This window comes from Paenibacillus bouchesdurhonensis, assembly GCF_900155685.1.
Taxonomy (GTDB): Bacteria; Bacillota; Bacilli; order Paenibacillales; family Paenibacillaceae; genus Fontibacillus; species Fontibacillus bouchesdurhonensis.
On the sequence record NZ_LT732547.1, the window covers coordinates 134,134 to 157,433 of the forward strand.

Below are 23,300 nucleotides of genomic sequence, written 5' to 3' on the forward strand. Positions count from 1 at the left end.
TGATAGATAAAGGAGTGAACCGCATGAGAACACCGATCATTGCAGGGAACTGGAAGATGTTCAAAACCGTTCCTGAAGCAAAAGCTTTCTTCGAGGCGGTAAAAGGCAAAGCGGAAGTAGAAGGCGTAGAGAGCGTAATTTGTGCTCCTTATACGAATCTTCCGGCTTTGGTCGAAGCAGCTAAAGGAACAAAAATCAAAATTGGTGCTCAAAACCTGCATTTTGAAGATGAAGGTGCATTTACCGGTGAAATCAGCGGCGGAATGCTGAAGGATCTGGGCGTGGATTATGTCATTATCGGGCATTCGGAGCGCCGGGCTTACTTCGGAGAGACGGACGAAATCGTGAACAAGAAGGTTCATGCTGCATTCAAGCATGGCTTGACTCCGATTCCTTGTGTTGGCGAGAAGCTGGAAGAGCGTGAAGCTGGCCAAACGAAGGAGGTTGTTAAGGTTCAGACCGAAGCAGCCCTTCAAGGATTGTCTGCGGAGCAGGCAGCACAGGTCGTTATCGCTTATGAACCGATCTGGGCGATTGGAACAGGCAAATCCTCGACGGCACAGGATGCGAACGAAGTGATTTCTTACATCCGCAGTCTGGTCAAAGATTTGTACAATGAAGAAGTTGCCGGCAAAGTCCGTATCCAATACGGCGGCAGCGTAAAACCTGAGAATGTGAAGGAATATATGGGCCAAAGCGATATCGATGGCGCGCTTGTTGGCGGTGCCAGTTTGCAGCCGGTTTCTTATATTCAATTGGTCGAGGGGGCGCAGTAAATGGCAGCTCCAAGACCTGTAGCATTGATCATCATGGACGGTTTCGGGCTTCGGAATACAGCGGAAGGCAACGCGGTTGCGCAGGCTCACAAGCCTAACTATGACCTTTACCTGAAGCAGTACCCGAACACGACGCTAACCGCTTGCGGCGAGGCTGTAGGCCTGCCGGAAGGGCAAATGGGCAACTCCGAGGTCGGCCACTTGAATATCGGTGCAGGACGCATCGTGTATCAGGATTTAACCCGGATTTCCAAGTCGATCCGTGAAGGCGAGTTCTTCGAGAATGAGACCTTGGTTGATGCTGTTCGCAGTGCCAAGGCGAATGGGACGAAGCTTCACTTGTACGGGCTACTCTCCGACGGCGGTGTCCACAGCCATATTGACCATTTGTTCGCTATGCTTGATCTCGCGAAGAAGGAAGAGATGAACGAGGTCTATATTCATGCGTTCCTGGATGGCCGCGACGTGGCTCCGGACAGCGCTAAAGGCTTCATCGAGCGTCTTATCGCGAAGATTGAGGAAGTCGGAGTAGGCAAGATCGCCACGGTGCAAGGCCGCTACTATGCAATGGATCGCGACAAGCGTTGGGATCGCGTTGAGAAATCGTATCGCGCCATGGTATACGGCGAAGGCCCTAAATATACTGATCCGATTACAGCCGTGACGGAATCCTACGAGAAATCGGTATTTGACGAGTTCGTCATGCCGACCGTTATCGTGGATGGACATGATCAGCCGATCGCTCTCGTCGAGTCCGGTGACTCTGTCGTGTTCCTGAACTTCCGTCCTGACCGGGCCATTCAATTGTCGAACGTATTTACGAATAAGGATTTCCAAGGCTTTGACCGGGGGCCGAAGTTCCCGCAAGGTCTGCATTTCGTCTGCTTGACGCTGTTTGCAGAGACGGTAGAAGGTTATGTAGCCTACAAACCAAAGGATCTGGATAACACGTTTGGCGAGGTTCTCGTGCAGCATGGAAAGACACAGCTTCGAATTGCCGAGACAGAGAAATACCCTCACGTTACATTCTTCTTCAGCGGTGGACGGGACGTACAGCTGCCTGGGGAGACACGGGTACTCATTAATTCGCCGAAGGTCGCGACATATGACCTTAAGCCGGAGATGAGCGCTTATGAAGTGGCTGAGGCAGCGGTGAAGGAGATTGAGTCCGATAAGCATGACGCGATCATTCTGAACTTCGCTAACCCGGATATGGTAGGCCATTCCGGTATGCTGGAGCCAACGAAAAAAGCGGTGGAAGTGACCGATGAATGCGTAGGCAAAGTGGTGGATGCTGTTAAAGCAAAAGGCGGTGTCGTCATCATCATCGCCGACCATGGCAATGCTGACATGGTATTCGATGAGAATGGCCGTCCATTTACTGCGCATACGACGAACCCGGTTCCTTTTATCGTGACCGATGAAAATGTTATACTACGTGATAGCGGCATCCTGGCGGATGTGGCACCAACGCTTCTGGACTTGATGGGTCTGCCGAAGCCAGAAGAAATGACAGGCACCTCGATGATCGCCAGCCGCAAAGGCTAAATTGTCCGAGCCTAGCTTCGGGGAAGTGGCTTAAGAGAATGCAAGAGAAGTAGAAGAAGATTTCAAATACGCATATAAAAGGAGACTATACAATGACTATTATTTCTGACGTGTACGCTCGCGAAGTCTTGGACTCCCGCGGTAACCCGACGGTAGAAGTTGAAGTATATCTGGAGTCCGGCGCAATTGGCCGTGCTATCGTTCCTTCCGGCGCTTCCACAGGCGCTCACGAAGCTGTTGAGCTGCGTGACGAAGACAAATCTCGTTACCTCGGTAAAGGGGTATTGAAAGCTGTTGAGAACGTAAACGAAATTATCGCTCCAGAAGTGATCGGCATGGATGCCCTGGATCAACTTGGCATTGACAAGCTGATGATTACTTTGGATGGAACACCTAACAAAGGCAAGCTCGGCGCAAACGCGATCCTGGCTGTGTCTATGGCTGTAGCTCGCGCAGCAGCTGACGCACTAGATCTCCCATTGTATGTTTACCTTGGCGGATTCAACGCAAAGCAGCTTCCAGTTCCAATGATGAACATCGTAAACGGCGGCGCGCATGCAGACAACAACGTAGACGTGCAAGAGTTCATGGTTCTGCCAGTAGGCGCACCTACTTTCAAAGAAGCTCTTCGTGTAGGCGCTGAAATTTTCCATAACCTGAAATCCGTACTTAAAGCTAAAGGCCTGAACACGGCTGTAGGCGACGAAGGCGGCTTCGCTCCTAACTTCTCCTCCAATGAGGATGCTCTGTCTTCCATCATTGAAGCGATCGAGAAAGCTGGCTACAAACCTGGCGAAGATGTTGTTTTGGGCATGGACGTTGCTTCCACAGAGTTCTTCAAAGACGGTAAATACCATCTTGAAGGCGAAGGCAAGTCCTATACTCCAGCTGAATTCGTTGATTTGATGGCTTCTTGGGTGGATAAATACCCAATCGTTACGATCGAAGACGGCTGCTCCGAGGACGACTGGGAAGGTTGGAAATTGCTCACTGAGAAATTGGGCAACAAAATTCAACTCGTGGGCGACGACCTGTTCGTAACAAACACAGAGCGTCTGGAAAAAGGCATCAAAGACGGTATCGGTAACTCCATCCTGATTAAAGTGAACCAAATCGGTACGTTGACAGAAACTTTCGACGCGATTGAAATGGCAAAACGCGCAGGTTACACAGCAGTTATCTCTCACCGTTCCGGCGAGTCCGAGGATAGCACGATCGCTGACATCGCTGTAGCGACAAATGCAGGCCAAATTAAAACGGGCGCACCTTCCCGTACAGACCGCGTTGCGAAGTACAACCAATTGCTTCGCATCGAAGACCAATTGGGCGAATTGGCTCAATACAACGGCTTGAAATCCTTCTACAACCTGAATCAGTAATATCGATAACGTGATATTGCATTCTGAGTGATCTAATTAAAAAGCGATAAGTCATTCCTGAATAGGATTGATTTATCGCTTTTTTTGTTTCTATGGGTTTTAATCAGATCAGAGTATGTTGGCACTACCCCATAAGAAGGTTACAACATCTGCAACTCTACCAGCAGGTATAAAAGTAACTAAATATTCGCCCAAATCAAGGATGATTCCACCTACATCAAACCATGAAAAACTTCCGCCATCAACAGCATTAAAAAGAGCCCGGATCTTCCAAAGAATGCTGTTGTAAAAATTAGTGAACTCCCCTACAATATTGAATTTCCTCCAAGCAAGTTGTGCGATCGACCATGCTACATCTCCTAGACTGGATGTACCTGTAAAGGCATTGTAAAAAAGTGACATAAAAATCCTCCTTTATAATTTGAAGTTATTTACAATTTTATATTACTAGATTTTAAGTGTCTGCAATCAATAATCAATTGAATAGCGGACATATAGCCTTGAATTACCGGGTTTTCCAACTCTAGGTGAAATAAACATACATTATATTGAAATAAAACAAATATTATGTTAAATTTGAAAAAACAATCGTAATATACTAATTATGGAGGCGATTTGGTGAAAAAGACGTGGATTGCTGTTTTATTGTCGTTTTTCCTTCCTGGCTTTGGACACTTTTATTTAGGGAAAGTGAAAAAAGGATTTATATTATTAAGTTCATATTTATTGTCGTCTTTATTACTTACTTTGTTAATCGGGATTATACCACTGATGTTTATATGGATTTATTCTATGCTTGATTCTTATAAATTGGTGGATGCTGTTAATTCAGAAATAAACCAAACTCGTATAACATAGGAGCGAAAATATGAGAGTTATGCTGCGATGGTTTCCTTTATATTGCCTATTTTGTTTAGTCGTCATTTTTTGTGGTTTTATAAATGGACAATCAAGTGAGGCCAATAAACAGATAGGTCAACTTCATCTGAATGATGCCTTGTGGATTTTTATAATTAACTCTTTTCAGATAATTATTTGGTTTGCATTATCTCCTATAGGAATATCTGTTTTATTTACAGTCGTTTTTTTGTACGGAATGGGTCAAGCACCATATGGTATTGAAGCAAATCCGGTAACATACTATATGTCATCATTTAGCCACGGCATATTAGAGATTTTTGTGAGTTATATCGTTTTAGTTTTCACATTTCAACAGTTTAGGTGTTTTTACCAATATTTAAAATATAAAGATATGCGTATTTTAAAAAAACTTTATTTAAATCTCATATTACGGTACATTCCAGCATCCTTAATCCTGATGTTCATTGCTTCTTTTCTAGAAGTATATCTATCAAATAGAATCTTTCTGGCTTTCATCGATTGATTTAAATATATTTCCTTAGAATAAGGAGGAGAATGTGATTTATTACTTTACCCAACCATTTTTAAAACAATCCACCAAGAAGATTCATAAAATAACTACTGAACAACAGGAGGTGGTTGGAGGAATACAACGCTATTACAAAACCCCATTCCAACGTTGTGTTGATTTTATCCTTGATGGATTTTTCTTGAACTTTAAAGTTTATGATAAAGAAGGAAAGCTTATAGTTGAGGCCATTGATAAGCTGACTCTTATAAGAGATAGTTGGGATATTATTGAAGATGGCAGTAGACATCACTTAAATTGTGTTACCAAAATCAAAACTAATCCTCGTTATATTTTTAGTTACCATGGGGAAGAATTTGTTATTCAAAAGGACTTCATGGACAAATACATACGGATTAAAGACGTAAAAACGAATAAAGTAATATCGGAGTATGAGTACTTGACTCTAACACCACCCAGAAAGGTAAGCATCAACATAATAGAGCCTACATTAAGTATCTATGTAATAATATGTCTCAACTTAATACTATCTACTAAGTACGATTAAAGATAACAACATTTTAAATATTTTTATTAGGAGGAGCCATGATTCTAGAGAATGTGGAGGATCGTTTAATCATAAAAAAACGAAACCATATTTTATTATTGGATATTGATGAAATTATGTTTATTGAGCGTTGCAGAAGTCATAGTATTATTAATACACTGTACGAAGAAATACTGATTAATAATACATTAAAGGAAATTATAGGTTTGCTCCCAAAGGAATTTGTTAGGGGACATCGATCCTTTATAGTGAATAAAAGGTTAATTAAAGAGTTAGTATTACTTAATGAAAACGTGTATGAAGCGGTTTATACGGATAATAAGTATGCCTTAATTCATAAAAAATCACTAGAGTTTATATTGGAGTAATTTCAAGGTTGTCAGGAGGAATCATGTTGGAGCCAATTGTGGAAGCTATAAATTTAACCAAAAAAATACAGGGTAAAGATATTATAAAATGTTTAAACTTTAAGATTAATCCTGGTGAAATAATTGGATTTATAGGGCCGAATGGTTCAGGAAAATCAACAACTATGAAAATGATGATGGGTTTAATATCGATTACTGAAGGCGATGTAATAGTAAAAGGGAAAAGTGTTAAAAATAATAGAGAAGCAGCTTTAGTTCACATGAGCGGTATTATTGAATATCCTGAAATGTATTCATTTTTGTCTGGTTTTGACAATTTGGTTCATTTTCAAAGAATACGTGGCAGTAAGAACGTGAATAAAATTAAACAGGTAGTTGAACTGCTTGGCTTATCTAAAGATATTCATCACAAGTTTGGTATTTATTCCTTAGGAATGAAACAACGACTGGGACTCGCCAATGCACTTCTTTACTCCCCTGATGTGATAGTTCTTGATGAGCCTACAAATGGCTTAGACCCGGAAGGAATTCAGGAAACACGAGAATACTTAAAGATGATTGCTAAGGAAAATGGAATATCTATCTTTATTTCCAGTCATTTATTATCTGAAATTGAACTCATGTGTGATCGTATTTTGATTATTAGAGAGGGAGAGATTAGATATGATGGCCCCATAAGCGAATTTTTGAATGAATCAAGAAATTCTAAGGTAAGGGTTGTTATAAAGATAGATAGAAAAGATTATAGTAGTGCACTGGAATTATTTCAAGAAAATGTGGTAGATATGAACGAGAGTCATGGTCTGACAATTAGTATTCCTTATCACGATATCCCTCTTGCTGTAGAGCAGTTGGTTTTAAATCATGTAAAAGTGTACTCACTTACCTCACAGACAGAATCTCTTGAAGAGCGGTTCATAAAATCTTCAGGAGGCATAAAATGAAACTACTCGGGTGTTTAATAGCAAATGAAAGTTTGAAATTGTATAGGCGTAGAATACTATGGATTATGATGGTTTTGCTGCTGTCAATAATTATTTTAACGTTAATAGTGACATTGAGTTCAAAAGAAAGTCCTTCACAGGGCTGGAGGAGCCATATCTCCGGTGAAATACAACAACTTCGTGCTCAACTTTCAGATGATAGTGTACCGCCTGAGTTTAAAAAAAGTAATATTCAAAAAATGATAAATCTATATGAGTATAGACTTGCAAATGATATACCACCTCTATATAATGACACTGCTTTTGGATTTGTTCAGTCTACGGCTGGTTACACAGGCATCATCACATTATTTATCATATTGTTGGCTTCCAGTAGTGTGTCTCAGGAATATCAATGGGGAACGATCAAGTATTTGTTAATGAACCCTGTAAGTAGATGGAAGTTTTTGTTGGCCAAATTTTTTTCTATTATACTGGTAACATTGCTTTTCTATATAACGTTAATATGTATGTCATCTATTATAGGATTAGTAGCGTTCCGACTTAATGATACTTCGACCCGTTATGTTTATTTTTTTAAAGATAGTATAAGGAATGTCTCAATCTGGCTTCATTTCCTTCAATATTTTGGTGCTAAGCTGGTTGGAACAATCATGATCGCTGCTTTTGCTTTCATGTTATCTACTATTTTTAAAAAAAATACTCTTGCCTTAACCCTAAGCATACTCATTCAATTTACAGGAACAATAACGGGAAGCATTCTGTCTTTTCTTGATAAGAGTATTGCGAAATATTTGTTCTTTACAAATACTAACTTATATCAATATGTAGAGGGCATTCCCCCCTCAGGAATGAGTTTTTCATTTTCTGTTTTTATCCTATCGGCTTATTTGATTGTGTTTGGATTTGTTTCAGTGATCATTTTTAGCAAGAGAGATATAACATGAACATTAAAGGAGCCTAATCCATGAATAAAGAGGAAAAGTACCGAGAGTTTACTGTTAAGTATAACCACAATCAAGTCATAGCTTATAAGGATCCAACCTATGTTTTACGGATCGGAGCAAAGAATAACAAAATTTATATTGAAATGAATAGCACTGTTACGTGTAATTTAAGGATGGAATTATATCCAGAACTTTTTGAAAACATAATTAAGCACCTGCGGCCTTTGGATTAGGTATCGAATGTAGGACAGGAGCCGCAGGTGATAAGTTAGCTTGTTTAAGTTGTCATTCCTTGGAGGTTATGATACAATAGTAATGCTGTTTTTAAAGTTTTCTGTTTATAACATAATGGAATCATAATTATATTCAGCTATGGAATTTTGGATGTTCTCACTTAGGAGGTGGATACAATGGATTTGTTTTTGAAAGTGTTGCTCATTATTTTTTCCATCGGTGTAATTGTGGCAGTCCTTCTGCAGGAAGGTAAGAGTGCTGGTCTTACCGGCGCCATCTCCGGAGGAGCGGAACATCTATTTGGTAAGGCGAAGGCACGCGGCATGGAGCTCGTTCTGGAACGGATTACCGTTGGGCTGGCTGCAGGATTCTTTATCCTGGCCATTGCTGTTGCCGTTGCAATTAAATAAGTAAATGTAGAGAGCCTCGTTCTTTGCGAACGAGGTTTTTTTTGTGTACTGATCCTTGATGTCCCAAGTGATTGCCAGCCTAGAAATTTGAGGACAGTTAAGATGCGATTCAGGGGAAAAATGCAGTTCGGGGATTTAAGGAGAAACGGATGCGGACGGTTAAATTCGTGTATACTAGGGTATATACATGAAGAACATTTGTAGTATTTCATGGAAATTAGCATCCCAAAATACATACCGGTTAAGGACGAGCCGGGCCGAGGTGAGCTGTTATGGTAACAGAGTCAGAGTTGCTTGATTTTATGCGGGAGACCGCTTATAAACCGATGACCTATCAAGAGCTTGAAGAGCATTTCCATATTGCGGACGCGAAGGAATTCAAGGAGTTCCTGAAGCTGCTGAACCGCTTGGAGCAGGAAGGAAAAATCATACTGACGCGAACTCACCGTTACGGCATGCCGGAACGGATGGATTTGGTGCGGGGACGGTTGCAGAGTCATGCCAAAGGCTTCGCTTTTCTCATTCCAGAGGATCGCGAGCATCCCGACGTATATATTCATGCGAATGATCTCAAGAGCGCTATGAATGGCGATACCGTGCTTGTGCGCGTCAATTCTAAAAGTGTGGCGGGCGGCAAGCTGGAGGGGGAAGTCGTACGGGTCGTTACTCGCGCTATTACCCAGGTTGTCGGCGTGTTCCAAAATGAAGAGGCCTACGGCTTTGTCATACCGGACGATAAGCGAATTAATCGCGATATATTTATTCCGAAAGAGGCTTTTGGCGGGGCGGCAAACGGACAAAAGGTCGTCGTGCGCATCGTTCAATATCCAGAAGGCAGAGCTGCGGCAGAAGGCGAAATTATCGAGATTCTCGGACATAAGGATGATCCGGGCGTCGATATACTGTCGATTATTCGCAAACATCAATTGCCGGAGGCTTTTCCCGAGGATGTGATGGAAGAGGCGTTGAACACGCCGGAAGAGATCGATCCGGCAGAAATTGCGAAGCAAGGGCGGCGGGACTTGCGGGACAAGGTAATCGTGACGATTGACGGCGAGGATGCCAAGGATCTAGATGATGCGGTCAACGTAGAACGTCTGCCCAACGGCAACATTAAGCTGGGTGTGCATATTGCCGATGTCGGCTACTATGTTCGCGAGAAATCGAAGCTCGATCAGGAGGCGTACAACCGGGGCTGCAGCGTATATTTGGTCGATCGGGTCATTCCGATGCTTCCGCACCGGCTGTCGAACGGCATTTGTTCCTTGAATCCGAAGGTGGATCGCTTTACGCTCTCGTGCGAAATGGAATTCAATGAGCAGATGAAGGTCGTGAAGCATGATATATTTACGAGCGTGATTCGCACGAAGGAGCGGATGACGTATACGAACGTCCGTAAGATTGTGGAGGACGAAGATTCGGAGGTAACGGAGCGATACAGCGACTTGGTGGATATGTTCCGCCTAATGAAGGAGCTGGCGCTTAAGCTTCGAAGCAAACGGATGCGCCGCGGAGCGGTGGATTTTGATTTCGAGGAATCCAAGGTCATTGTAGACGAGAACGGGAAGCCGACGGATATCGTCAAAAGAGAGCGCTCAATCGCGGAGCAGATCATCGAGGAATTCATGCTGGCAGCGAATGAGACGGTGGCGGAGCATTTCCATTGGCTCAAGATTCCGTTTATTTACCGAATCCATGAGAACCCGGATCAAGAAAAGCTGCTGAATTTCATGATGTTCGTTGCAAACTTCGGGTATACGGTCAAGGGCGGCAAGGGAGATCACATTCATCCCCGTGCGCTTCAGAAGCTGCTGGAGGATATTCAAGGCACGAAGGAGCAGACGGTCATCAGCACGATGATGCTGCGCTCCATGAAGCAAGCGAAATATGATGCGGAAAGCACCGGGCACTTTGGACTCGCTGCTGAGTTCTATACGCATTTTACCTCGCCGATCCGTCGTTACCCAGACTTGGTCATTCACCGGGTGATTCGCGAGGTCATTGAGAGTGGCGGGGTGCTTACGGCAGCACGTCAAGACTATTTGAACAGCCGAATGCAAGAAATCGCCCAGCAATCGTCCGAACGGGAACGGGTTGCCGTAGAGGCGGAGCGAGATACGGAGCAGCTGAAGAAGGCCGAGTTCATGCTTGATAAGGTCGGGGAAGAGTTCCCGGGTATTATCAGCAGCGTGACAAGCTTCGGGATGTTCATCGAGCTGGAGAACACGGTGGAGGGATTGATCCGTCTTAGTGCGATGACGGACGATTATTATCACTTCCATGAGCAGCATATGGCGCTGATCGGGGAGCGCACGTCGAAGATTTACCGTATCGGTGATGAGGTCGAGATTCGCGTAGCCAGGGTCAATATGGACGATCATACGATCGATTTCGAGATGGTCGATATGAAGCCGCGGCGCCGGGGAGAAGGCTCTTTCGAAGACGGCTTCGGCGGACGATCTGGCGGCAAGAGTGGGAAACCGTGGCAGGGAGCTGGCGGCAAAGGCGGCAAGAATGGCGGCGGTAAAGCCGGGAAGAAGGCCGGTGCTGGCAAGGCGTTCGGCAAGGCGGGCAAAGCCGCTGGGGGTAAGGGCAAAGGAGTCGCTGGCGGTAAAGGCAAAGCCGCGGCCGGAGGCAAGCGCAGCAAGCGCGGTGCGGGAGCCGCTGCTCTAGATGCTGGGCCAGCGGTGAGCTTTGGCTTTGGCTCCGGCAAGGGGGGCTATGCTGCAGGGCCGGCGGCCACGAGCCGCAATGCGGGCGGCGGCGCGGCAGGTAAGGGCTCACGGCGGAAGAAGACGTCCGCGAGCGGGATTTTCATCGGCGGCGGCACCAGTGGTGCGCCGGACGCCGATGGGAAGCCGCCGCGCAAGAAGCGATAGCTCTTGCGCATGCGGCTGGCCGTGGCCGGAACGGCGCGGCCATTCGCGGCGGCCCCCAGTGGTGGGGCCGCTTGTTGTGAGCGCCCGCGGTNCAGGGAGTTGATACAATTGACTTCTGATATACTAGAGTCAGTGACCTGGCAAAATGGTGATGAGGAGGATGAACGTGGGTAAGAAGAATGATGGCAAGGTGTTGGCACAGAACAAGAAGGCTTCCCATGATTACTTCATCGAGGACACCTTTGAGGCAGGCATCGTGCTGACTGGAACAGAGATCAAGTCGATCCGAGGTGGAAGAGCGAATATTAGCGATGCATTTGCGACAATTCGCAACGGGGAAATCTTCATTCACAATATGCATGTCAGCCCGTTCGAGCAAGGGAATCGGAATAATCCGTCCGATCCGACACGTGCTCGCAAGCTGCTGCTGCATAAGGCGCAAATCAGCAAGCTGCTTGGCTTGTCCAAGCAGGCAGGATACTCGATCGTGCCGCTGAAGATTTATATCCGCAACGGCTATGCCAAGCTGCTGATTGGCCTTGGTAAAGGGAAGAAGCAGTATGACAAACGGGAAGCCGCAGCCAAGCGGGATGCTCAGCGTGACATCCAGCGCGTGCTTCGCGAGAAGCAGAAGGTTGCGCGGTAATCATACTCTACTAACATAGAAGCAAAGCTTCGGAACATAAGCAAAACCTCGGATCACAGCGGCATGATGCTTGCTGAAATCCGAGGTTTTTTGATGCCTCCTAGAGAGAGGTTGGCGGTTTTTTATTTTCATCTTCAAGTTCGAACTTTGATTTGAATCTGGAGTCTTCGTCAGCTTCTTGCTGTGGATCGCTTGGATGGGAGTTGTGGGAGATTTGATCTACTCCGTCCTCTAGGTCAGTCTCTAGGTCGGGATCTTCCTGTTGCTTGTTCTTGCCTTTCCCGCGGAGCTTATTGAACAGCCACACGAGCGGGAGCAATAACACGAACCAGAACTTTTTGATCAGTACGGCAAGCAAGCCGAACAGTCCCGCTTTTTTGGCAACCGCCAGCCCTGCCCCTCCCAGGATGAGTCCTGTTAATCCCATTGAGGACTTTTTATCGACCGCAGGATCAAAATCCTCATAGGTTTTCCCTGGGTTAATCACAAGGTTCGGCAGGATGTCGCGCTCCATTTTCGCACGGTCTGCGGCCAGGTTCTCAGGGTCTGAGGCTAGAATGACGGATAGGTAGCCAGTACGCGTCAATATGCGGACATGATAATTAATGATCTTTTCCCCTTTGTAATTATGAAGGAGTAAAGACCACGTGAGGCTCCGCAAGGATTCGTTATAAGTCGGCTCGATGTCCCATCCTTCCACATAAAGACGGTTGTGCTCTGCAATTTCTTTGTTGACTTCCTCTGTGCCTTTTTTGAAGCTATCCAGAAGCTTGTCGGCATCGATCTCGGTCTTCTCGTCATCCGAGATATGACCGGAGTCTACGTATTCGAAGTAAGTTACCCAGTAAGCATCTTCGTCTATAGGAAAAACAGCCCCGATCTCTAGATCAGAAGGGACTTGTCCATATTGTCTGATATAGGCTTTAACATCGGCCCCATTCAGAAACACGTAATCTTCATTAATATTGACCTGCGCGATGTCCCCCACGGGTAACGGCTGGTCCGAGCCCTGAATCCAGTTCAGGTTGGTTTCATTGACGGCTTCAGCACTGGCGGATAAAGGCGCGGCCAAGGTACTGATGACTAGAATCCAGGCCATCATAAAATGTGTTGCATGACTTTTGAAAAAACAGCTAATTTTCATAACATCCTCCAATATTAGTTTGTCCAACCACTTATATCGGAGAATGGTGTTATATTTTGTAGATTAATGTTTAATATTACCTTGTAAGCTGGTATTAGCGGCTTGAAAACTTGCATTTCGATGTTGAGGTTGCTACAATTATGGTCTAGCTGCCATTAAATCACCAGACATGAAACATGGTGAAAGTGGTATAATGATTGTAGTCAAGTTGAAGCGATATTCGCTGAATTGGCTATACTAAGTGCAAACAGCACTTATGCGCGGAATGATCGGCCTCGATAGCCGACCCATTCGAATCACCGTTTAGGCGGGCGGTATATTGTAGACCGCTTATCTTATTACGGGGGCGTTTTTGGATTCGACGGGGGTAGATCGAGCATAGGTAGCGGGTAGTGGGGACGCGTCCGCTTTATCAACGCTAAAGCCAATTAAACGGCAAACAACAAACAAACTACGCTCTCGCAGCTTAATAACCTGCAGACGTGCTCTCGCTCTGTATCGCCCATGTACCGGGATGAGGGCCCAACTTTAGTGGGATACGCTGTCTAGTCTCCGCCTGCGGCTAGCTGAAGAAGACAACCAGGCTGACCTGAAGGGAATCCGGTGACAGGGAGTTCGAGTATCGCTTACGATGCTAGCCATTGCTTTGCAATGACTTTCAGGTGACATCAAAACTGTCACTACACCCGTAGAAGCTTATGTGGCGTTGCCTTCGGACAGGGGTTCGACTCCCCTCGCCTCCATAGTACCATCAGAAAAGCGACCTCGTGAGGTCGCTTTTTTGTGTTTTCGTATGCGTTGCGGTTGGTAAAACCGCTTGGATGCTGGAATTGTGGTGATGCTAACGATGAATAAGAAATATTTCTGATAGTGTAGGTGGTGGTGCCGCTTCGAGTAAGTGTACAAAATATCTAAGAATACTGCTATTACTTAATTACTTTGATCCGCATGATTAACGTGTCCGTCTAACTTTAACTGTGGTATGGCGAGTTTCCTTTCGATTCGTACAAAGGTTTTTGTCATTTCAGTTAATACAATAGCTTCTTCTTGATTTATTGTTGGGGTTTGAAGGTTCCCATGCCCCGCAAGTGGTTCAGTATTCCTCCGTCGAAATATCTCGTGAATGTAATCGAGTATTGGATTTGGTAATTTGGAATCATGTCTGTACCTCTCAAAAAAGTTGCCTAAACTCTTATTTTGAATAGTTTGCAAATTAACAATGTCTTTAGCTAATGTCTCAAAAATTGAAGCACTTGAGTGTAGAACTGCTGAGTAATCCTTATCGAACAGAGAGCGTTCCATTCGATTTATAAGTAACCTTATATTTGGATGCTCGTTCGAAAAAGGACTTTCTTCAATATCTTCGATGGATGAAATTTGTACATGAGCATGCCCTTCATATCCAATCTTTTCAATAAGAAATGAACAACCATCATCGCATAAAATTTTCATTACCAAATCTGCATCGATCAGATTATTTTCAATGTAATCAGCGAGTGTTTCAATAAGTTGAATTGTGTCAGGGCGACGCATAATAAGCTCAATTTCACCTATATGCCAAGCATACTCTACTTCATTGTATTGACCCAAGTAATCAGCTTCTAAAACATACAACGGTAAATTTAGAACATTTCTCGCTATATTAATAAACCTGTTTTGCCGCAATATTTCTATATCAGAATTGTCGCTTGTTGATATTCTGCGAATTAAACGTGTTAGTTGCAAACGAGCATTATCGGAGATAACTTCATATTGAAGTTTTTCTCTATCTGCTTTTTCCAAACCTAAAAAAGTCATGTTTCTAGCTCTCCTTCCCTATCTGCTTTCCTTCCCAATCCCATTCTCCATCCAGAGACTTATTATACAATCTGTAAACACCTTTTCCTGTTCGATAATATAAGTCTTTCTGTCCAGAAGGATAATGTCTTCGGGAGGTATGGTTCACACAATCACAATAGACTTGGCAATCAACAGTAGAACGGTTTATATCAGGATACTGTTTTACCAACTCGTTATATACATCGGAAAGTCGGAATTCTTTAGATAGATCATTGTTAGTAATCGTTTGGACTGCCTCATGAACTGCATCTTTGATTTTGATCGGCTGGTTCCATCTTGGGGAATTAATGTTAGTTCTGACCTTTGATGAAGAAGCTACACCTAAATCCTCGTAGCTACCAATTTTCTCCGTGCTGGTGATGTATTCTCCTTGTTCAGATTTTATAGACTTTATATTCAATACAAAAAATCTTCATTTGATACTTGGTGCGTAGATGGGATGTAACTTGCCTGATGATAGGAGTAACCTCTTCAGCTATAATAAAGATTTTCTGATTTCGATTAAATTCAATCTGTATATCGTCTTCGCCATCTGGATGAAAAACATCTTTGAAAGCTTGTAATAAATCACAATTTTCAAAACTGCTTCGAGATTTGAAATATTCACAGGAAATATTGTTTAGTTCATCATATGTTAAGCTCGATGCCCATGCCGCGTATTCTAAAGCTTGTGCAACAACCTCACGAGGTGTTTTTCCCTTTTTAAGTTCAACAATTACTAGATCTCCTGATGAATCAATGCCGATTAGATCAGGATACTTTCCAGTATCTCCGATTGATGCTCTTACTTGCCGACCTACCCATATTAACGTGTCGCCATCATCTTCTTCAAAGAGGACATTTGGACTGTTCTCTAACCAGTATTCAAAATCTCTTTCATAATCGATATTGCCAACGATAACTCTCTTCAAAATGCCGGATGTTAGATTATCGGATTTTACCGCAAGTTTATATAATCCCATTAGTTTATTTTCCATCTTTACTTTGATTAATTCTTCATAGATGTGTGCTACCAACATAATGGTACGACAATTTGGGTCATTGTACCTGCTTTTTCTTCTACATATTGAATAAATCTGAATTATGTAACGTCGATTGGAAGTGAATCTTTCAAAATTATTTAATTCCATCGCTGTGCCGCGTTAATCTTGATTCAGCCTAAGTTCAGATATTTTAATTACTTTAACAATCCCTAACAAACTCAGCCAACTGATCCCATTAAGCAAAAACATGCTTATAGGGCTTGATATTTCGAGATAATGGAGACATGATCATTGCGAAAATATAGTTTTTGTGACAGAGTAAAGTTGTGTACATTGGTGAGGTTATTTATATTTTGCTCAAAAGGAGCAATTATGCATGGATTATTATTGGGGATTTTCTTGGAAAGGTTTTTTGGTTGTCTTATTACCTATGATACCTAACATACTTTATTTTGCTATTCCAAATTCAATATCAACAGGAGGGTCTGCAGAAAATCATAAAGTGTTAGATTTAATTGAGCATGGAAGCCAATTTATGTATATGGCTCTTCTTGTGATTGTTATATCAAAACAAACGATACCATTCAAAAGCAATTACATAATTAGTATGGCAATATTTTTGATTGCTTATTATGTGCTATGGATTCTATTATTTGCTGGACATAAAAATATACTTGTATTTTTATGTATGGCAGTTTTTCCGGTTATTTACTTCATATTAGCGGAAATGTGGCTCTATAATTATTTTGCCATAGTACCAACCGTTATTTTTGGTATAGTTCATACTATAATTACATATAAAGATTTTATATCTACAAGATAGCTATATACTGTTTTTTGGATGCCTTCTATATAAAAGATTTAAAATGGAGTCGTAGCTTGTACTGGATGACTAAGGAAGAAGCCGGTTACAGGGTGTTTAAGTATCGCTTTCAATGCTAGACATAAAGCACTGACTTTTGGGTGACATCAAAACTGTCACTACACCCATGCGAAGCTCGTTTATGTGGCGTTGCCTTCGGCCAGGGGATCGACTCCCTTCGCTTCCATAGTACCATCAAAAAAACACCGTTGAAGGTGGTTTTTTTGCTTTTTCTATACTTTTATCATTTGCCTTCCAAATCAACCCCATGATGTCTTATCTTGGACTTTGCTTAGCACTAGAATCTAACTTATAATAATAGGCTAATCTATACTGTGTTAGGAGGAGACAATGGAATTTATTAAAAACCTACTAGACGGATACGGCATGAGCGAACAAACCATTGGATATCTTTCGAATATGATCATGGTCATTTTTATAGCTGTGATCTGTATACTGGCTAATTTCATAGCCAAAAAAATCGTGTTGAAGACGATTATTCATATCGTCCATAACAATAGGTATACATGGGATAATATTATTTTGGAGAAAAAAGTGTTTCATAAGCTGTCGCATCTCGTGCCGGCTATCATCATTTATTATTCTGCGTCCATCTTTCCGCTTTATCAAGCTTGGATTGAAAAGGCTGCACTAACGTACATGATTATTGTAGCCATCGCGGTACTTAATGCACTGCTCAATGCTTTTGATGCGATTTATCGTTCGTTTGAAATCTCTAAGATCAGACCGATTAAGGGATACATTCAGGTGGTGAAAATCGTTCTATTCATCATTGGCGGCATTGTGGTGATCTCGAATCTCATCGGTCAGAATCCCTTGATTATTCTCAGTGGGCTTGGTGCTCTATCGGCTGTTCTGATGCTAATCTTCAAGGATTCCATATTAGGCCTGGTGGCAGGTGTTCAATTATCATCGAATGATATGGTGCGTGTCGGTGACTGGATTGAAATGCCTAAATATAATGCGGATGGCGATGTGATCGACATTACGTTAAACACGGTAAAGGTTAGGAATTTTGATAAGACGATCACAATGATTCCGAGCTATGCGCTCATTTCGGACTCTTTCAAGAATTGGAGAGGCATGCAAGTATCCGGTGGCCGAAGGATTAAGCGATGCTTCTATGTCGATACGAGCAGCATAAGCTTTTGTACCGAGGAAATGATTGAGGAATTCAAGAAGATTCACTTCCTTGCCGAATATGTCACGACAAGATTAGATGAAATTAACGCATACAATCTGGAACACCGGATTAATACGGAAAGCAAAGTGAACGGCAGACAGCTTACGAATGTGGGCGTATTCAGAGAATACATCCATCAATATCTGCGGAATCATCCGAAAATTCACCAGGAGATGACGCTGATTGTCAGACAGTTAGCACCGGGGGATAACGGACTGCCATTGGAAATTTACGCTTTCAGCAATGATACCAACTGGGGAGTGTATGAATCGATTCAGGCGGATATCTTTGACCACATTTTTGCGGTTGCGCCGACATTTGGGCTTCGCGCCTTCCAAAATCCAACGGGCCACGATATCGCCCAACTCAAAGAGAGCACGCAATTTTCGCGGGGGTATTGAGATCGAATCGGAGGTAAGTTGAAGCGGTTTGCAAGGTGAAGGCATAACTAAAATAAATCTGGTATCAGCGATTAGACGATTAGCGGGGCATGAGTTCGGTACTTTACCGGATTCATGTCTTTTTGGTTTGGTGAGAATGATATATCTTGCTATGCGTTTTTGATTTTAAATAAGCTGTATTTTTCAGCCACTGGCACCTCGTTATAGCTTTTAGCTATAACTAGTTATGACTTTTGGGTGTTACGTTATAATACCTCTTCCATGCTACAATCTAAAGCATTACGACATGAGAGATCGGGGAGGTTTTTTGAATGAGCAGTAAGTTCCAAATAGTGGGTAGTCTGTTGCGGCCGTCCGAGCTATTGAAATATAAAACACAAATAGAACATCGTGACGACATCAGCTATCCGTTTTATCAAGATTTTGAGGGCTATGAGCAGTGTGAAACTGAGGCAATTCAGGCTGTAGTTGAAAAACAAGTGGATCAGGACTTGTCAATTATTACGGATGGTGAATATTCCAAATCGATGTGGCATCTAGATTTTGTTTGGGGATTTAAAGGTGTCAATCGCTATATTGCGGATCATGGATACTTTTTCCGTGACATGGATGGAAGTTCGAAATATGAGACACGAAAAGATATTGGTTTGCGAATTACAGGTGAATTGAGCGGAAAGAACCATCATTTCATTGGAATATTCAAAGAATTGCAAGCTCTTGCTGGCGACCGTGAAACGAAGCTATGCGTGCCTTCCCCATCCCATATTTTTGGAGAGTTGTCATGGTCGGATAACATTGGCGGCCAAGATGCGGTTTATAAAGATAGACATGAGCTTAAAAATGGCCTCGTTAAGGCATATAAGGAATTTGTTGAGGAGTTCGCTGCCGCTGGAGGGAAAATCCTGCAATTTGACGATTGCTTATGGGAACTGTTTGCGGATGACAACCCGAATTCTCCATATACCGGTGAAAATATCAATCAAGAGGAAGTACAAGCTCTTGCTACTGAATTTATTGACATTAACAATACATTGATTGATTTTGGTCATAGCTTAGGTTTGAAAATGTGGACGCACAACTGTCGTGGCAACTATGATTCCCGTAATATGGGTGGCGGCTCCTATGTGAAAATTGCTAACCTGTTCTTGAAACAGCTTAAATATGACCGTTTCTTCCTGGAATGGGATGATGAACGTGCGGGTTCGCTTGAGGCGCTTGCCGTGTTCAAGGATAAGCCGGAAACAGAAATTGTACTTGGCTTGCTGTCATCTAAAACGAATACACTTGATGATGAAGAGCGTGTAATCAGAATGCTTGATGAAGCATCGAGTATTATTGACAAGAATAGATTGTTGCTATCTCATCAATGTGGATTTGCTTCTTGTGATGGTGGCAATGAATTAACTGAGGCGGAGCAGTGGGCAAAAATTAATCAAGGACAAAGAATTGCCGAGCAATATTGGAACCAATAAGGATTAGCTTCCTTACTGAAGATCCACAACCAACTGAGGTTGTGGATTTTTGTGTTTTAGGGATATGCCATTTGTATATTTACTCAAAGTGGTGAACACTTAAATGGTACGGCATCGTTGGAGATGCTTCGTATTTTGTACTATGCAGATATGCTAATTGAAAGAGAGGCGATTGCCGGAGACTATATGTCAGCGGCTTCATTTTCAGGGCTTGCGGGCTCGATTGCGTTTATGTAAGCTGGCAGTCTAACTGTGGGTTTGCTGAAGAAGAGAGTGACATATCCACAACGCGAGTACCCATAATAGCGGCAGGGTCAGGCTATAGAGAATGTTCAAAATAAGCAAAATCGTAAATGCATTTGGATTTTTCAACTAAAGTCCTCCCGGTAGAACAACTTTATTAATGCTACATGTGATTATGGGATTACTTGGGGAAAATGATAACCCATGTATATACCTTAAAAATTCTATGAAAAAACCACTAAACCTAACGTTTAGTGGTTTTTTTTGCGCAGAGATAAGGCTGTAGGTCGTCTTTTTACGGCCACATTGGCCTATATTCCTTTTATATAGTATATTTATCCGGAAAACGGCAGGTGATCAGAATGAGCGAACAAATCTGGCTAGTAGTGGTACAGTATCCCCTTAAAAGAGCAAAGGGCAGCCAACGCGACTGCTGGTTAAGAGATAAAGTAATGGGGTTTCTGGAGCTCTCTTAAGTCGACGCCGGCTTGGGCTGTGTTCAGTCTCAAGCATAAAAGGTCATAATTTCTTCGTTAAATTGAATAATTCCTAAACAGTGTTTGAACAGCTTAATTACGGTATATAACAATAATAGGGCGTCAAAATTCCTCCTTAAAGGGGCTGTTGATTTATGTCAATTCGTATAACCGATCAAAAAATCGTTCCGCATTTATGGTACGACAAGGAGGCAAAGGAAGCTGCAGAATTTTACGTATCCTTGTTCCCGGACTCAAAAATGACGAGCGTAACCACATTACATAATACACCATCTGGCGATAGCGATCTGGTCTCTTTTGAGATATGGGGTCAAAAGTTCATGGCGATTAGCGCGGGGCCCTATTTTAAAATCAATCCATCGGTGTCTATCATGGTTAATTTTGACCCATCTCAGGACACAGATGCGGAAGAGAGATTAAATGAGGTTTGGGACAAATTATCTGATGGTGGCACAGCGTTAATGCCGCTTGATAAGTATCCGTTCAGTGAGAGATATGGCTGGATTCAGGACAAGTATGGTTTGACGTGGCAGTTAATTCTTACCGACCCGGAAGGCGAAGTCCGCCCTGCGATCATACCGTCGATGCTGTTTGTCGGTGATATATGCGGTAAAGCGGAAGAGGCGATTCATTTTTACTTGACTATATTTAAGAACTCAAAGCAGGGACATACTGCTCGCTACCCCAAAGGTATGGAGCCCGACAAAGAAGGGACGATCATGTTCGCTGAATTCATGCTTGAAAATCAGTGGTTTACCGCGATGGACAGCGCGCACGAGCATAGATTCAGTTTCAACGAGGCAGTTTCATTCATGGTGTATTGCGACACACAAGATGAAATTGACTACTACTGGGAAAAGCTTTCTGCGGTTCCTGAAGCCGAGCAATGCGGTTGGCTGAAAGATAAATATGGTTTGTCCTGGCAGATCGTGCCGAAAGAGCTGGACGAAATGATGAGCAAGGGTACACCGGAGCAGATGGCTTCCGTAACAAAAGCGTTTCTTAAAATGAAGAAATTTGATCTTGCGGAATTACAGAAAGCCTATAAAAGATAATGTGACTCTGTAGCAATAATTTAGCGGAGGCGAATTGTGGTTTGGTATACCCATGGTGCTATTTCAGATCAAATCCTTTACTTCTCACGTATTCCGTATAGCCGCCCAACGGCAAATCCCTATCCAGCATGGCGATGAATTTCCCGGACCAGCTAGCCTTTTGCTTTCTGTTCGTCCTCGCGCCATAATATTGCTCAATTTCTCGGTCATATCTTTCGACCGTAGCTTTAAGATCATGATCATACCGGTTTTCAAAAAACACAGCGGATCGTGGCAACCGCGGCTTTTGTTCGGGGAATTCATCGGGGACGCCTACCGCAAGACCCACCAAAGGAATGACGAAGTCCGGCAGTCCCAGCCATTGGTCCAGTTCGGGCAGAGCCCCGGTAATCCCGCCGATGATCACGGCTCCGAGCCCCATCGATTCGGCAGCCAAATTGGCGTTTTGCAGGGCAAGCGCGGAACTAAGCACAGCGGTTTGGTAAAAATAAGAGAAGCTCAGGTTGCGGCCCATTTTCTCTTGCTGGTCAGGGCCAGCAGCTAACATTATGCGGTGAAGATCGGTGCAAAAAATGAAAAAGTATCCGCATTCCTCAATCCACGGATTTTCCGAACGGGCTGCGATCTTTTTTAGAAGCTCCTGATCTGTGACGCCGATGATCGAGAACGGCTGCATATGCGCCGAGGTCGGCGCCATTTGTGCCGCATCGATGATAGCTTCGATTTGTTCGCCGGTCAACGGAATATTTTTAAACTTGCGGATGGTGCGATGCTGGCGGATCACTTGAATGACCTCATTCATAAAATTCCCCTCCAAATAAATGGTTTCTGTAGAAGCTGCATGAAGACCATGTTTCAACATATGGTTTCCATGGAAACAATAATAACAAAGGGGATGTTGTTTTGTCAAATGGTTTCCGTGGAAACCATGATATAATGGAAAGAAAAAAGGTAGGCTTGCCTTATGCCAGATATAAGTGATGATTTGCTTCAGCTCAAAAACCGCATCGAAAAATCAATATACCTGATCCTCATCAGCGAAAACGACGAGGATCAGGATCGGCTTTGGCTTATGGAGCGCGTTGCCGACAATCGGCTGAAAAAGCTGCTGCCCCGCCTATCCATCTCAAGCCTGCACGTTTTGGATGTCATCAATACGCATGACGGCATCATAGGGATCGATATCGCCCGCGAAATGGGCTTAACGAAAGGCGCCGTCTCTAAAATTACCCGTAAACTGCTAGAACAGGGCTTGATTCGGAAAGCCCAGCTGCCGGATAACCTCAAAGAAATTTATTTCTTCATGACTCCGCTTGGCGCTGAATTGGCCGAACTGCATCGGCTGTTTCACCAGGAGAAGGATCAGAAAGCGATGGAGCTGTTAGGAAGCTTCGACGCAGCGTCTTTGGAAATCGTGGCAGACTTTCTGGAGAAGCTGGCTAGGCTACGGTAGCTTGCGAAGGTTTTCGTTTTACCAATCTCATTGTTGAATAAATCCTTTACGGCCGAAAGATAAATATGGTTTGTCCTGG

General features: G+C 43.3%; 23 protein-coding genes and 1 other RNA gene. 18 read left to right on the forward strand and 6 right to left on the reverse strand.

All coding sequences use genetic code 11. The annotated features are described in order from the left end of the window. Positions 1–23 precede the first annotated feature (23 nt). The 3 genes from tpiA (at position 24) to eno (ending at position 3,703) form a co-directional block, all read left to right on the forward strand. Complete coding sequence (gene tpiA, locus CZ379_RS00790) at positions 24–776, forward strand: triose-phosphate isomerase (protein ID WP_110929857.1); 753 nt, start codon at positions 24–26, stop codon at positions 774–776. Next, positions 777–2,324, forward strand: a complete 1,548-nt coding sequence (gene gpmI, locus CZ379_RS00795) for a 2,3-bisphosphoglycerate-independent phosphoglycerate mutase (RefSeq protein ID WP_110929858.1) — start codon at positions 777–779, stop codon at positions 2,322–2,324. A gap of 92 nt (positions 2,325–2,416) precedes the next feature. Then, a complete protein-coding gene (gene eno, locus CZ379_RS00800; RefSeq protein WP_110929859.1) occupies positions 2,417–3,703 on the forward strand; it encodes a phosphopyruvate hydratase in 1,287 nt (428 codons plus the stop codon). Between the two features lie 108 nt (positions 3,704–3,811). On the opposite strand, the gene CZ379_RS00805 is transcribed toward eno, so the two are convergent. Continuing rightward, positions 3,812–4,105, reverse strand: coding sequence for a hypothetical protein (locus CZ379_RS00805; protein WP_110929860.1), 294 nt, complete (start codon positions 4,103–4,105; stop codon positions 3,812–3,814). A 216-nt stretch (positions 4,106–4,321) separates the two neighbouring features. On the opposite strand from CZ379_RS00805, the gene CZ379_RS00810 reads away from it, so the two are divergent. From CZ379_RS00810 to smpB, 9 genes are all read left to right on the forward strand, one after another. After that, complete coding sequence (locus tag CZ379_RS00810; RefSeq protein ID WP_110929861.1) at positions 4,322–4,561, forward strand: TM2 domain-containing protein; 240 nt, start codon at positions 4,322–4,324, stop codon at positions 4,559–4,561. A gap of 10 nt (positions 4,562–4,571) precedes the next feature. Further along, a complete protein-coding gene (locus CZ379_RS00815; RefSeq protein ID WP_110929862.1) occupies positions 4,572–5,087 on the forward strand; it encodes a stage II sporulation protein M in 516 nt (171 codons plus the stop codon). A gap of 34 nt (positions 5,088–5,121) precedes the next feature. Further along, positions 5,122–5,640: a tubby C-terminal domain-like protein gene (locus CZ379_RS00820; protein WP_110929863.1), complete on the forward strand. Its 519-nt coding sequence runs from the start codon at positions 5,122–5,124 to the stop codon at positions 5,638–5,640. A 38-nt stretch (positions 5,641–5,678) separates the two neighbouring features. Then, on the forward strand, positions 5,679–6,008 hold the full coding sequence (locus CZ379_RS00825; protein ID WP_110929864.1) for a LytTR family DNA-binding domain-containing protein: 330 nt from the start codon (positions 5,679–5,681) through the stop codon (positions 6,006–6,008). Positions 6,009–6,034: 26 nt separating this feature from the next. Beyond that, complete coding sequence (locus CZ379_RS00830; RefSeq protein WP_199925383.1) at positions 6,035–6,952, forward strand: ABC transporter ATP-binding protein; 918 nt, start codon at positions 6,035–6,037, stop codon at positions 6,950–6,952. Further along, positions 6,949–7,899, forward strand: coding sequence for an ABC transporter permease subunit (locus tag CZ379_RS00835; RefSeq protein WP_110929866.1), 951 nt, complete (start codon positions 6,949–6,951; stop codon positions 7,897–7,899). The genes CZ379_RS00830 and CZ379_RS00835 overlap by 4 nt, the downstream gene beginning before the upstream one ends. 410 nt (positions 7,900–8,309) lie before the next feature. Next, positions 8,310–8,543, forward strand: a complete 234-nt coding sequence (gene secG / locus CZ379_RS00845) for a preprotein translocase subunit SecG (RefSeq protein ID WP_110929868.1) — start codon at positions 8,310–8,312, stop codon at positions 8,541–8,543. A 272-nt stretch (positions 8,544–8,815) separates the two neighbouring features. After that, positions 8,816–11,422: a ribonuclease R gene (gene rnr / locus CZ379_RS00850; RefSeq protein WP_110929869.1), complete on the forward strand. Its 2,607-nt coding sequence runs from the start codon at positions 8,816–8,818 to the stop codon at positions 11,420–11,422. Between the two features lie 166 nt (positions 11,423–11,588). Next, positions 11,589–12,068 (forward strand): SsrA-binding protein SmpB, encoded by a 480-nt coding sequence (smpB, locus tag CZ379_RS00855; RefSeq protein ID WP_110929870.1) that lies wholly within the window; start codon positions 11,589–11,591, stop codon positions 12,066–12,068. 100 nt (positions 12,069–12,168) lie between these two features. On the opposite strand, the gene CZ379_RS00860 is transcribed toward smpB, so the two are convergent. Next, complete coding sequence (locus tag CZ379_RS00860) at positions 12,169–13,212, reverse strand: DUF2167 domain-containing protein (RefSeq protein WP_234404761.1); 1,044 nt, start codon at positions 13,210–13,212, stop codon at positions 12,169–12,171. 342 nt (positions 13,213–13,554) lie between these two features. Between CZ379_RS00860 and ssrA the strand changes: the two genes are divergently transcribed. Then, positions 13,555–13,958, forward strand: a transfer-messenger RNA (tmRNA) gene (ssrA, locus tag CZ379_RS00865). Between the two features lie 184 nt (positions 13,959–14,142). Here ssrA and CZ379_RS00870 read toward each other — a convergent pair. From CZ379_RS00870 to CZ379_RS00880, 3 genes are read right to left on the reverse strand one after another with little or no spacing between them, the layout of a single operon-like run. Further along, entirely contained in the window at positions 14,143–15,009 is an 867-nt protein-coding gene (locus CZ379_RS00870; protein ID WP_110929871.1) for a hypothetical protein, read from the reverse strand. A 4-nt stretch (positions 15,010–15,013) separates the two neighbouring features. Further along, positions 15,014–15,451 (reverse strand): DUF7669 domain-containing protein, encoded by a 438-nt coding sequence (locus CZ379_RS27260; protein ID WP_110929872.1) that lies wholly within the window; start codon positions 15,449–15,451, stop codon positions 15,014–15,016. After that, on the reverse strand, positions 15,426–16,181 hold the full coding sequence (locus CZ379_RS00880) for a PDDEXK family nuclease (RefSeq protein WP_234404762.1): 756 nt from the start codon (positions 16,179–16,181) through the stop codon (positions 15,426–15,428). The genes CZ379_RS27260 and CZ379_RS00880 overlap by 26 nt, the downstream gene beginning before the upstream one ends. A gap of 229 nt (positions 16,182–16,410) precedes the next feature. Here CZ379_RS00880 and CZ379_RS00885 point away from each other — a divergent pair, with 229 nt between their 5' ends. From CZ379_RS00885 to CZ379_RS00900, 4 genes are all read left to right on the forward strand, one after another. Continuing rightward, the gene (locus CZ379_RS00885; RefSeq protein ID WP_110929874.1) at positions 16,411–16,857 is read left to right on the forward strand and encodes a hypothetical protein; all 447 of its coding nucleotides are present in this window, start codon (positions 16,411–16,413) and stop codon (positions 16,855–16,857) included. A gap of 390 nt (positions 16,858–17,247) precedes the next feature. Next, positions 17,248–18,501: a mechanosensitive ion channel family protein gene (locus CZ379_RS00890; protein WP_110929875.1), complete on the forward strand. Its 1,254-nt coding sequence runs from the start codon at positions 17,248–17,250 to the stop codon at positions 18,499–18,501. A 311-nt stretch (positions 18,502–18,812) separates the two neighbouring features. Beyond that, entirely contained in the window at positions 18,813–19,973 is a 1,161-nt protein-coding gene (locus CZ379_RS00895) for a cobalamin-independent methionine synthase II family protein (RefSeq protein WP_110929876.1), read from the forward strand. An 874-nt stretch (positions 19,974–20,847) separates the two neighbouring features. Then, positions 20,848–21,768: a VOC family protein gene (locus CZ379_RS00900; protein ID WP_110929877.1), complete on the forward strand. Its 921-nt coding sequence runs from the start codon at positions 20,848–20,850 to the stop codon at positions 21,766–21,768. 58 nt (positions 21,769–21,826) lie between these two features. Here the strand turns inward: CZ379_RS00900 and CZ379_RS00905 are convergent, their stop codons facing one another. After that, positions 21,827–22,570: a nitroreductase family protein gene (locus CZ379_RS00905; protein ID WP_110929878.1), complete on the reverse strand. Its 744-nt coding sequence runs from the start codon at positions 22,568–22,570 to the stop codon at positions 21,827–21,829. Positions 22,571–22,732: 162 nt separating this feature from the next. Here CZ379_RS00905 and CZ379_RS00910 point away from each other — a divergent pair, with 162 nt between their 5' ends. Continuing rightward, positions 22,733–23,221 (forward strand): MarR family transcriptional regulator, encoded by a 489-nt coding sequence (locus tag CZ379_RS00910; protein ID WP_110929879.1) that lies wholly within the window; start codon positions 22,733–22,735, stop codon positions 23,219–23,221. The last annotated feature ends 79 nt before the right edge of the window (positions 23,222–23,300 follow it).